This window comes from Exiguobacterium sp. s121 (assembly GCF_018617245.1).
Taxonomy (GTDB): Bacteria; Bacillota; Bacilli; order Exiguobacteriales; family Exiguobacteriaceae; genus Exiguobacterium; species Exiguobacterium profundum.
In genome coordinates, this window is record NZ_JACSJV010000004.1 from 108626 (window position 1) to 119308 (window position 10683).

Below are 10683 nucleotides of genomic sequence, written 5' to 3' on the forward strand. Positions count from 1 at the left end.
AGGGGTTTTTTCACTTGATCCTACTGCAAGTCAACAACTTATCCAAATCCTTCGGCGTCGAGCCGATTTTAGAAAATGTCAAACTCGAAATCCAGGAAGGCGAACGCGTCGCCCTTGTCGGTCGTAACGGGGCCGGAAAGTCGACGCTTTTGAAAGTCATCGCTGGTGAATACAACTATGACTTCGGGGACATCATGAAGCCAAAAGACGTCACGATCGGCTATCTCGCCCAAGACTCAGGGTTAGAATCCGACGAGACGATCTGGAATGAGATGCTCACCGTCTTCACGGACTTGATCGAGCAAGAGAAGACGCTCCGTCGCATGGAGGCTGACATGGGCTCAGAACGAATCCTAAATGACGCCGCTGCGTACGAACGCCTCCTCTCCTCTTACGATGAAGAGCAACATACGTTCAAAGAGCGTGGCGGATACCAATATGAAGCGACCATCCGCTCGGTCCTTCACGGGATGCGCTTCTATCCGGACGACTTCGAGCGTCGAATCGACACACTCTCCGGGGGACAACGGACACGTCTCGCCTTGGCGAAGATGCTCCTTCAAAGTCCCGACCTGCTCATCTTGGACGAGCCGACGAACCATTTGGACATCGAGACGCTCGCCTGGCTAGAGAAGTACTTGAGCGGCTATAAAGGTGCCGTCCTCATCGTCTCCCACGACCGCTACTTCCTCGACCGCGTCGTCTCGGTCGTCTATGAATTGTCACGTCACCGGAGTCGCCGCTTCGTCGGGAACTATACGAAGTATCTCGAGCAGAAGGCCGCCCTCTACGAGCAAGAGAAGAAGCAGTTTGAGTCGCAGCAAGAAGAGATTGCCAAGATGCAAGACTTCATCCAGCGAAACATCGCCCGGGCGACGACGACGAAACGAGCGCAAAGCGTGCGGAAACGTCTCGAGAAAGTCGATCGCCTCGATGCGCCGGATGGTGACGAACGTAGCGCCGTTCTCTCGTTCTCCATCAAACGTCAGAGCGGGAACGATGTGCTGAGCGCAAGTGACCTCGCCATCGGGTACGAGGAAGCAATCGCTCAAAATCTCCGTTTCCAGCTACAGCGCGGAGAATCCGTCGCGCTCGTCGGTCCGAACGGGGTCGGGAAGTCGACTCTCCTCAAAGTGTTGACGAAACAACAAGCCGCCCTCACCGGTGAGATCCGTTACGGGACCGGCGTCGAGATCGGCTACTACGACCAGGAGCAACAAAACTTGTCTGACGCGAACCGTGTCATCGATGAGATTTGGAACGACTGGCCGCTCATGCGCGAGCAAGAAGTGCGGAGTCTGCTCGGACAGTTCCTCTTCAGTGGCGATGACGTCATGAAGCGTGTCCATGAACTATCCGGTGGCGAACGGGCACGACTCACCTTGGCCAAGCTGAAGCTCGAGCAACCGAACCTCCTCATCCTGGACGAGCCGACGAACCACTTGGACCTCGACTCGAAGATGATTTTGGAGAATGCCCTCCTCGACTATCCGGGCACGATTCTCTTCGTCTCGCATGACCGCTACTTCATCGATCGACTCGCGACGCGTGTGCTAGAGATCACACCGAACGGCATCGACGAGTATCTCGGAGACTATTCGTACTACGTCGAGAAGAAAGAAGAACTCGAGGAACTGGCGCGACTCGCCCGTGAAGAGACGAAGCAGGTCGTCGTGAAAAAACAGCGCGCTGACAAAGAGCAGCAACGGGAAGAGCGCCGCATCAAACAGCGCATCGAAGAGATTGAGCAAGCGATTGAGCAACATGAGAATCGTCTTGATGAGATCGAACAGTTGCTTTGTGAGCCGGACGTCTTCAACGACTTCGCCCGTGCCCAGGAGTTATCGACCGAATCGGACGCGGCGAAAGAATCGATTACCGCACTTTATGCGGAATGGGAGGAACTCCATACATGATGCGTACCCGTGCCATGCGAATCGAGTTCATTCAAGCGTTCCTGACGGGACTCGCCTACATCGTGCCGACCGGGACCGAGTTCGTGTCTGAACTCATCCGCGGGGAGCCGACCATCGTCCCGTCTATTCTCTTTTACTTTTTACCGGTCGTCATCGGCTTCATCATTCAGACGTGGCCAGGGATACTACTCAGTCTCTTCAGTGGTCTGCTCATGAGCACGCTCTTCATCCGTGTCGTCGTCTGGCCGGTCGATGTGACCGTTCACACGTTCTATGCGCCTGGATCGGTGTGGGCCCACTTCTATGAAGAGACGCTCTTCATGTGGATCCTCGCCCTTCTCGTGTTCATCGTGAGTCGTATCAATACGTGGCATCGAGAGAATTATCGACAACCAAAAGCATAACAAAACCACGTCTTCTGTTTGAAGGCGTGGTTTTGTTTGTACAATCAACGTTATCATTGACATTGATAATCATTTTCAATTAGTCTGTTGTTGAGGTGATGACAATGAAACTATTGATTGGGTACGTGAGCATGTCTGGCAATACGGAAGACATCGCGAATCTGATTCGACATACATGGCAGGACGCAGGACACGATGTATCGATATCTGACGATTTGGAATCCTTACGTATCGAGCAATTCGCCGAATACGATGGGGTCATACTCGGTACGTATACGTGGGGAGACGGAGATGTTCCGTATGAGGCCGAGGATTTCGTATATGATTTGGAAGAGGCGATGTTAAACGGTTTGCCGTGTGCCGCCTTCGGTTCAGGGGACACGGACTATCCCAAATATTGTGCAGCCGTCGATACCGTCGAGCAAGCCTTTCAAACTGCCGGTGCGAACATTCTTGTTCCTGCGCTCAAGATTGAATTCGACCCGGATACGGATGAAAAAAAGGAAGCATGTCTCGCGTTCGCCCATACATTCCTTCAACAACTTGAAGCACTCAAAAAGGTTCAGCCTCGTGGCTGAACCTTTTTGTTAGAAGTAACGCAGTGGTTGGAATCCGATTGTATGGAAGTCGAGCTTCGTCCCGTCTTCAGCGATAAAGAAGACAGCCTCGTTCGTGTCGACGTCACGTGTGAACACTTTATAGAACGTCATCGGCTTTTCGCCATTCGTCACATAGCGTGCTTCATGCGTCGAAATGACTTGTGCGAACAGTTGCTGTTCATCGAGTTCCTCGATCAAATCATCAAACTTTGCCGCTTCTTCTTCCGTTGCCTCGCGACCCCGCTCGATTTCATAATAAGCGTCGCTCGCTTTTGGCTGTACCCCGAGATTGCGATCGACGACGATCACACGCTCCGGCTCTTGGTCGACGACACTTGTGTAGCCATAAAGTGACTCGATGAGCGTATTCTCTCCGGTCACGCGACCGATACCTTCTAATGACTCTTCTCCAGTGAGTGACTTCACTCGTGTCTCTTCTGGAACAATCTCCTCTTGATAGGCGATATTGTAAGCGCGGATAATCTCACGTACTTGTAAGAACGTCGCAACGACGAGTAGTACGATGAGCCCTCCGATGATGATGCGTTTCGTCATGTCTCTATTTCCCCCTAGACTGTCATGCTCTCTTCTAAGGATAACCCAGGAACCGCGTTCATCGCTAGTGTATCGCGCTTACCGCGCACATACGCGTGATGTGCCGCCACCCCGATCATGCCCGCATTGTCCCCACACAGGTCAAGCGGTGGAATGACGAGTTGAATTCCTTCAGCTGTAGCAGCTTCTTGAAGCGCTGTGCGGAGGCCACGGTTCGCCGCGACACCACCCGCGACAAGCAATTGCTTCGCCCCTTTTTCCTTCACGGCACGAATCGCTTTCTCGACGAGCACTTCGACGACACTCGCCTGGAAGCTCGCCGCCAAGTTTTCAGGGATGACCGTCTCTCCACGTTGTTCCGCATTGTGTACGGCGTTGATGACCGATGACTTCAAGCCACTGAAACTGAAATCAAAGCTACCCGGTTCGAGACGAACGCGTGGGAAGTTGTACGTGTCTTCCCCGACCGCTGCCAGGCGGTCAATCGCAGGACCTCCCGGATATGGGAGACTGAGCGTGCGCGCAACCTTATCGTACGCCTCACCTGCCGCGTCGTCACGTGTCTCCCCGATGACTTCGAAGACACCATGTTCTGGCATATAGACGAGTTCTGTATGTCCCCCTGAAACGACGAGACAGACGAGCGGAAACTGCATCTCTTCGACAAGTTCGTTCGCGTAAATGTGTCCGGCGATATGGTGGACACCGATGAGCGGTTTTTGATGGGCGAATGCCAACGCCTTGGCCGCACTGATCCCAACGAGAAGGGCACCGACGAGACCCGGTCCTTGTGTGACCGCGACCGCATCGACGTCTTCCATCGTCACGCCGGCTTCACTCAATGCATCGTCAATCACGTACGTGATGCGTTCCACATGATGACGAGACGCCACTTCAGGCACGACGCCACCAAATCGTTTATGACTCTCGATTTGAGAAGAGACGACGTTCGACAATAACGTCTTTCCGTCTTTGACGAGCGCAACAGACGTCTCGTCACAGCTCGACTCGATCGAGAGAATCAGTGATGTGTTCATTCTGACTCACTTCCTAACTTCGCCCAATAAATATAGGCGTCTTCATTATTATCCTGATAGTAGCGTCTTCTCCGACCGGCTTGCATAAAACCGAACTGTTCATATAGTTTTTGCGCGCCAACGTTCGACACGCGGACTTCTAACGTCAATCCGACGAGTCCTTTTGACTTGGCGAACGCGACAAGTTCCGCTAACAATTGATTGCCGATGCCCTGTCCACGAAACTCAGGTAAGACGGCAATGTTTGTGATATGTCCTTCATCGACGATTGTCCAAACGCCGACAAACCCGACGACCCGTTTGTCATGGACCGCGACAAAGTAAATGGCCTGTTCATTTCGAAGCATCTCATTCATGAACGCCTCTTTTGTCCACGGGATGGCGAACGACGCTTCTTCGACTTTCGTCACTTCCTCGACATCAAGCCACGTCATCCGACGAATTTTCACGTCAGCCATTGTTTTGTCCCTCTAACCATTTCGCTTCCGCCTCGGCGAGTCGCAAATACTCCGGTTCAAACGAGTGAACATCGCTCGTCTCATCGCTGAAGACGACCAAATCACTCGCACGCCCATATCGATGGGCAGCCGGTGCTTCGATATAGTCATATTCACTTAACACGTCACGGAACGGTTCCACGTCTCCGACGACAAGGAAGCGCCCTTGACTATTCAGTCGCAACCAATCTGAGACGGAGGCGTGCTGATCATGTGTGAGTGCTTTGTTGTGTTGATAATATCCGATATACGCGTTGCCACGGCGCGCGTCAATCAATGAAACGACCGGCAAATCGGTATTCGGGGCCGCTGCCATGAGCTGAAGGGCAGATACACCGATGAGTGGAAGATTGAGCGTATAGGCGAGTGTCTTCGCTGTCGTCACTCCAATCCGAATTCCCGTGTACGACCCGGGTCCTGTCGTGACAACGATGCGTTCGAGCATGTTCGGTGTCCACTTGACCGCTGCCATGAGCTGTTCAATCATCGGCATGAGTGTGACCGCATGGTTTTTTGAGACCATTACCGTCGCTTCGGCTTGAATCTCTCCAGCCTCACTTAACGCGACTGACAAACGTGTCGTCGCTGTATCAATCATCAATTGCTTCATGCGAGCACCTCCTTGGCGATTTGAACGTAACGCTCACCCGTCGGAGCAAGTGTCAGTTTACGTTCTTCGTCGCCGACCCGTTCAATCGTGATGGCCAAGCGTTCTTCCGGGAGCGAGGACTCGATCAAGTTCGACCACTCGACGATGGCGACACCATCACCGTTGATATATTCCTCAAGACCGATGTCATCCCCCGTATCCTCGAGACGATAGACATCCATATGATAGAGCGGTAATCGCCCTTTGTATTGTTTCATAATGGTGAAGGTCGGACTGTTGACGTTCCGCGTGACACCGAGTCCTTTTGCGAACCCTTGTGTGAACGTCGTCTTGCCGGCACCGAGGTCACCGTTTAACGTGATGACCGTCCCTGCTTCGACGAGTGTGGCCAAACGTTCTGCCACCGCCTGCGTCTCCGCCGCAGAATGCGTAATCAATGTATACATGAATGGTTCTCCTTTTATCGCTTCTCATACGTACTCATTGTACACTTCATTTTAAGCAAAAAAAAACACGAAACGCTATCGTTTCGCTATCTCATTTAAAAATTGGTTGCGGGGGCTGGATTTGAACCAACGACCTTCGGGTTATGAGCCCGACGAGCTACCAGACTGCTCCACCCCGCGACGACATATGAAATTAAATAAAAATTGGTTGCGGGGGCCGGATTTGAACCGACGACCTTCGGGTTATGAGCCCGACGAGCTACCAGACTGCTCCACCCCGCGATGGTTTGAATTGTTTCGACATCCTCTATAATAAGCGAGACAGTTATAAAAAGCAACCATTTTCTTAATGTTTTTTCAAAAATGGAATCGGGAACAGATATAACAGCATAGACTATTAGAGAAAAGGGGCGCGACCGCCATGTCCAAATGGGGAAATCGATTCAAGAAATGGTTCTTTTCGGAGATTGAAGCCGAGATCACGTTTGACCCGGCAGCACTCATTCCGAAGCAGACCGTGACGGGTACGTTGCACGTCTCCAACCCGACAACGAATGTCGTTCGATTACAGGAACTCACCCTGACCTTCTTGACGACGTTCAAAGACATCACCATGGAAGGAAACGAGTTCAATCGAGAAGCTGATATTCAAGAAGTCCCGATTCCACTATCGCTTGTACTAGAACCCGGAGCGAAAGAGGACGTTCCGTTTTCATTCGAGTTGACGATGTACGCCCCCTCCTCTGCCGGCGCCCCGTATAGTATAGAAGCTACATTGTGGGACAAGGACATCAAACGAGTTTGGTTTGACGTGTTTGAACACATTGAAATCGAACCGATGCCTGAACTGAAGCGATTACTCGATGCGACCGCTCACGCCGGGCTTGAGCCGATGTTCGTCCGAAACGTGATCGATCCGCTCGGGGAAGAACGTCCGTATCCATTCGTTGAAAAGTATGGATTCAAGCCGGTCGGAGAATGGGCCGATGAGTTCGAGGTCGTCAAATCGTTTTGGCGCTTGCATGAAGACGGGATCGACCTCTACTATTGGCTCGACAACATCGAGAAACAGCGAACGCTCGAATCGATGGCGACCGACGTCGAATTGCGTCATCGTTCTCTCACGTGGGAACAGCTAGAGCGCGAACAAGAACAGCTCGGTCTCGGCATTCAAGATACGCTACGCAGTCACCACTCCTCGTGAGCGGTGAGTACTTTTTAAGATGATATATAGCATTCCTTAATGAATCAAAAAGCTTCGAATAAGATTCTTTTCCATTCTCTTATTCGGAGCTTTTTACTATGTTTTTAGCTAGTTTTTTCTTTTCTAGTCATAATATAGTGATGCAAAATCGAAGCAATCACACCTATGACTGATCCTATAACAATCGATACTAGTGAAATCGAAAAAAATTCTTGAAAAGTAACGGGCAGTAATAGTTGCGTTGCCATCAATAAAAAGACGAGGGTTACACACACTATAATCCACAATAAAGGTTTTTCCAAAGTGACGTACTCCCTTCTTTAATAATTTTACCGTGCTCATTTCTTCTAATTCTGAAGTGTAAAGTACATATCTTGGAATCGATAACTCAGGGGAACGTCCTTATCCATTCGTTGAAGAGTTTTGATTCAAATCGATTGAAAAATGTGCCGACGAGTTCGAGAGCGTCAAATCACTTTGGCGTTGAAGATACGCTACTCAGTCACCGCTCCTCGTGAGCGGTTTTTTCAATTTGAATTCCATCCTTACTCGTATTGACGATAGTTTGAAAGTGGTGGCGATACGGATGCATGAACAATTCATATTGCAGACGTCGCTCTACATGTGAAGCGTGTAAGTAGTCCAGCTCCATACCCCGTTCCTGAATATCACGATGCGAACGTCGCTTGAACTCAGTCTCCCCGTCTGTGTAGAGATAAATCGATTGATCAAAAGATGAAAGATCCAGGAATGCGACACTCATCCCTTCAATAATCGTGATCGGCTTCTCCGGATCAATCCATGTCCGCTCTAGATAGGGGACATCAATCGTATAAAACCCAATTCCTTCCCGAATCATACGGACATCTCGCTCGAGTGAGAGCAGATGATGTGCGGCCGGATGACACGCCGTCATCTTATACTGATGGGTCGTTCCATCGTGTTGATACGTGAGGATCGTTTGTTTCCGCAACTGTGAATCTGTAATATACGGGTCTGTGTGAAGCAGGTTTATATCACCGAGTCGTTCCCGTAATTTTTCTGCCAACGTCGATTTTCCGGCTGCCCCGTGTCCGGAGATAGCAATCAGCGTTCGTTGATCCGGTCTCACGCTTTGTACGATACCCTCAATCAGTTGTTCCATGATTCTCTCCCTTTTGGTAATTTTGTTGTTTCAGAAAAACAAATACACGTCATTCATCCTCTATCCGTTTTCGAAGCCTGATTGCTGAAACAGTAAACATCACAAAGGCAATCAACGAAATCGAACTGACAATGATCAGAGTGGTCGATATGGGAGAACTAAAGAAAAATGGAATCGATAAAATCAATAGCGCCCCGGTGACTGCCATCCCTCTAATAAGAAATACCATCGTTTTACTCATTTTCTCTTCACTTTCCTTGAACTAAGCAAAAGAACCCTTACTATAAATATAATGACAGACAGCTCATCGTGTCAGGATGAGCTGTCTTCTTTTTTCTTCAGTCTCGTCAAGCTTCTGTTCTAACGTTTCCACTTGTCTCGTCATACGAGCAATCAGCTGACTGATTTCCTTATCCAGTCCGTTCACTTGATCTAAGGAATCATTGATTCGTCCATGCATCGTCCATTCTGAAAAAATATCATCCAAAAAGTAATCTGCGAACTGAATGAGTGAACCTCGATCGACATGCAACTCCTGAACAATACCTTGCACGTCCGCTAATTCACGGGAGAAACGCTCTAACGCAGATTGTAATTCGTGCATCGTCTGCTCGGAAGCATCTAGCGCCTCATGTTTCATTGCTGTGGCAATCAAGCCACCCCCGAAGAACGTATCATACGTCGACCACCCCTTCGCACTATCTAGATGTTTGAGTGTTTTTGCAATCGTTGATCGCGCCGCCTTACCGGCAACGATGGCTTCCCGATACTCGATAAGAAGTTCATTCGTTTCGGCTTGTTGATTCGTGAGATGGTGTAGGTCTCGGCGAATAGCTGGATCTTTCGCAAGATGGGATTCTTTTGTTTCTAAGAAGGTCTCCCACTCAGCGTCGATGCCCTCATAAACCTCGAGCTGTTCTTGTAATTCTCGATGTTCGAGCGTCAATTCGTCAATCATCGCCTCGTGTTCTCGTAATTTCAGTTCAGCGCGAGCAGCCTCTTCCATTTCGATTGTCCGTTGTTCATCAAACGTGCCTCGTAACTTTCGCCATGTGTTGACGAGCGAGAATTCTTCAAGGTCATACACATCACGTTGTTCTTTCGTGAATGTGTTGAGTAGTGCCTTCCGCACCGCCTCATGCTCGTTCAACTGTTTGTTTAGTATCTCTTGCTTACGAACAAGTCGATCACGCTCGGCGATACGCTGTTGTAAGTCTAATTGGGTCTGCTGAAAATTTCCCATTATGTTTCCCCTCTCTTTGTACTGATTAAAGTGTCGATTGGAATACCATTTATCGTCATGCCTTCGACATCACATCCTGTCAACGTGACATTCGTCAGGTCACATTGATTAAATGTAGCACCTCTCAGATTCGAATGATGCATTTGAACAGTACGTCCATTCTCTTGCATCGTCACAAAATTGAATCGCGAGCCTGTCAAATTTAAATCACTGAACGTACTATTCCGGAAATTGATGTTCCGAAAAAGGCTTTGACTGAAATTACAGTTGCTCGCAGCAAGTGACGAGACATTACTATTTGTGACCGCCAAAAAGCTCGCGTTTACCCCATACGCTTGCCAACCTTCACATGACTGTTCTTCAAAGCAATGCGTACTCGGTTTTGCTTTTGTTCGTTTGACGAAACATACCTCATCTTCTGACTCATATACGACTTGAAATCCTAATTGTTTATAAAAACGAATATTTCTTGTTTGATGTGTCGATGTTTCCAACTCCCAAATCCGTACATGCGGAGATTGAGCTTCTACGTATTGAATCAACGCTTTACCGATTCCTTGCCCTTGCCTATCAGGGTGCACAAAAACACGATCAATTCGTGCATAGTCATTACCAGTGAGCGTTAAGACAATCGCCCCAACGATGTGATTGTCCTGTTCAATGACATAGCATGTTAACTCTTCAATCATATATTGTGTCATCGCCTCGAGATCGTATCCCGGCGGTTCGACATTCAAATCTCTCTCAGACAATTGCAAAGAAAGTGCTTCTTGTTGAAAACTTGCAGTTGAAACTTTCGTAATCCCTGAAACATCTTTTAAAGTGGCTAATCGAATATACAAAACAATCCCCTCTTTCTCATACTTAGTACGAAAAAGAAGGGATAAAGTTTCAAAGAAACAAAAAACGACCGAGCGTATGCTCGGTCGTCCTGCGTTGTTGCCTGGCAACGTCCTATCCTCACAGGGGGAGATCCCCCAACTACTTTCGGCGCTGAGACGCTTAACTTCCGTGTTCGGCATGGGAAC

Annotated in this window: 12 protein-coding genes, 2 tRNA genes and 1 rRNA gene; 4 read left to right on the forward strand and 11 right to left on the reverse strand. The window is 49.3% G+C overall.

All coding sequences use genetic code 11. The annotated features are described in order from the left end of the window. Positions 1-14: 14 nt before the first annotated feature. The 3 genes from KOG47_RS13840 (at position 15) to KOG47_RS13850 (ending at position 2898) form a co-directional block, all read left to right on the forward strand. Positions 15-1916 carry an ABC-F family ATP-binding cassette domain-containing protein gene (locus KOG47_RS13840; RefSeq protein WP_215244424.1) on the forward strand — a complete coding sequence of 634 codons (1902 nt, stop codon included), beginning with the start codon at positions 15-17 and terminating at the stop codon, positions 1914-1916. Then, positions 1913-2320 (forward strand): hypothetical protein, encoded by a 408-nt coding sequence (locus KOG47_RS13845; RefSeq protein ID WP_215244425.1) that lies wholly within the window; start codon positions 1913-1915, stop codon positions 2318-2320. The genes KOG47_RS13840 and KOG47_RS13845 overlap by 4 nt, the downstream gene beginning before the upstream one ends. Positions 2321-2424: 104 nt before the next feature. Continuing rightward, positions 2425-2898: a flavodoxin gene (locus KOG47_RS13850; protein ID WP_215244426.1), complete on the forward strand. Its 474-nt coding sequence runs from the start codon at positions 2425-2427 to the stop codon at positions 2896-2898. A 9-nt stretch (positions 2899-2907) separates the two neighbouring features. On the opposite strand, the gene KOG47_RS13855 is transcribed toward KOG47_RS13850, so the two are convergent. The 7 genes from KOG47_RS13855 to KOG47_RS13885 form a co-directional block, all read right to left on the reverse strand. Further along, a complete protein-coding gene (locus tag KOG47_RS13855) occupies positions 2908-3474 on the reverse strand; it encodes a hypothetical protein (protein ID WP_214738303.1) in 567 nt (188 codons plus the stop codon). A 14-nt stretch (positions 3475-3488) separates the two neighbouring features. Continuing rightward, entirely contained in the window at positions 3489-4511 is a 1023-nt protein-coding gene (gene tsaD / locus KOG47_RS13860) for a tRNA (adenosine(37)-N6)-threonylcarbamoyltransferase complex transferase subunit TsaD (RefSeq protein ID WP_074034832.1), read from the reverse strand. Then, the gene (rimI, locus tag KOG47_RS13865; protein ID WP_074034834.1) at positions 4508-4969 is read right to left on the reverse strand and encodes a ribosomal protein S18-alanine N-acetyltransferase; all 462 of its coding nucleotides are present in this window, start codon (positions 4967-4969) and stop codon (positions 4508-4510) included. The genes tsaD and rimI overlap by 4 nt, the downstream gene beginning before the upstream one ends. Next, positions 4962-5618, reverse strand: coding sequence for a tRNA (adenosine(37)-N6)-threonylcarbamoyltransferase complex dimerization subunit type 1 TsaB (tsaB, locus tag KOG47_RS13870; RefSeq protein WP_074034836.1), 657 nt, complete (start codon positions 5616-5618; stop codon positions 4962-4964). Before tsaB ends, rimI begins: the two co-directional genes overlap by 8 nt. Beyond that, entirely contained in the window at positions 5615-6064 is a 450-nt protein-coding gene (gene tsaE, locus KOG47_RS13875) for a tRNA (adenosine(37)-N6)-threonylcarbamoyltransferase complex ATPase subunit type 1 TsaE (RefSeq protein WP_015880566.1), read from the reverse strand. The genes tsaB and tsaE overlap by 4 nt, the downstream gene beginning before the upstream one ends. 103 nt (positions 6065-6167) lie before the next feature. Beyond that, positions 6168-6244 (reverse strand) — tRNA-Met (locus KOG47_RS13880). Between the two features lie 25 nt (positions 6245-6269). Beyond that, positions 6270-6346 (reverse strand) — tRNA-Met (locus tag KOG47_RS13885). Positions 6347-6485: 139 nt separating this feature from the next. On the opposite strand from KOG47_RS13885, the gene KOG47_RS13890 reads away from it, so the two are divergent. Beyond that, complete coding sequence (locus KOG47_RS13890; RefSeq protein WP_215244427.1) at positions 6486-7268, forward strand: sporulation protein; 783 nt, start codon at positions 6486-6488, stop codon at positions 7266-7268. Between the two features lie 502 nt (positions 7269-7770). Here KOG47_RS13890 and KOG47_RS13895 read toward each other — a convergent pair. The 4 genes from KOG47_RS13895 to rrf all read right to left on the reverse strand — a co-directional run. Then, positions 7771-8412: a uridine kinase family protein gene (locus tag KOG47_RS13895; RefSeq protein ID WP_074034841.1), complete on the reverse strand. Its 642-nt coding sequence runs from the start codon at positions 8410-8412 to the stop codon at positions 7771-7773. 304 nt (positions 8413-8716) lie between these two features. Next, entirely contained in the window at positions 8717-9655 is a 939-nt protein-coding gene (locus KOG47_RS13900; protein ID WP_074034846.1) for a coiled-coil domain-containing protein, read from the reverse strand. Then, on the reverse strand, positions 9655-10497 hold the full coding sequence (locus KOG47_RS13905) for a GNAT family N-acetyltransferase (RefSeq protein ID WP_215244428.1): 843 nt from the start codon (positions 10495-10497) through the stop codon (positions 9655-9657). The genes KOG47_RS13900 and KOG47_RS13905 overlap by 1 nt, the downstream gene beginning before the upstream one ends. Positions 10498-10596: 99 nt before the next feature. After that, positions 10597-10683, reverse strand: a 5S ribosomal RNA gene (gene rrf, locus KOG47_RS13910); the annotation flags it as partial.

Bases quoted from the DNA above. Each gene is read 5' to 3' on its own strand.
- KOG47_RS13845 (WP_215244425.1), top strand. From the start codon at position 1,913: ATGATGCGTACCCGTGCCATGCGAATCGAGTTCATTCAAGCGTTCCTG.
- KOG47_RS13850 (WP_215244426.1), top strand. From the start codon at position 2,425: ATGAAACTATTGATTGGGTACGTGAGCATGTCTGGCAATACGGAAGAC.
- KOG47_RS13855 (WP_214738303.1), bottom strand. From the start codon at position 3,474: ATGACGAAACGCATCATCATCGGAGGGCTCATCGTACTACTCGTCGTT.
- tsaD (WP_074034832.1), bottom strand. From the start codon at position 4,511: ATGAACACATCACTGATTCTCTCGATCGAGTCGAGCTGTGACGAGACG.
- rimI (WP_074034834.1), bottom strand. From the start codon at position 4,969: ATGGCTGACGTGAAAATTCGTCGGATGACGTGGCTTGATGTCGAGGAA.
- tsaB (WP_074034836.1), bottom strand. From the start codon at position 5,618: ATGAAGCAATTGATGATTGATACAGCGACGACACGTTTGTCAGTCGCG.
- tsaE (WP_015880566.1), bottom strand. From the start codon at position 6,064: ATGTATACATTGATTACGCATTCTGCGGCGGAGACGCAGGCGGTGGCA.
- KOG47_RS13890 (WP_215244427.1), top strand. From the start codon at position 6,486: ATGTCCAAATGGGGAAATCGATTCAAGAAATGGTTCTTTTCGGAGATT.
- KOG47_RS13895 (WP_074034841.1), bottom strand. From the start codon at position 8,412: ATGGAACAACTGATTGAGGGTATCGTACAAAGCGTGAGACCGGATCAA.
- KOG47_RS13900 (WP_074034846.1), bottom strand. From the start codon at position 9,655: ATGGGAAATTTTCAGCAGACCCAATTAGACTTACAACAGCGTATCGCC.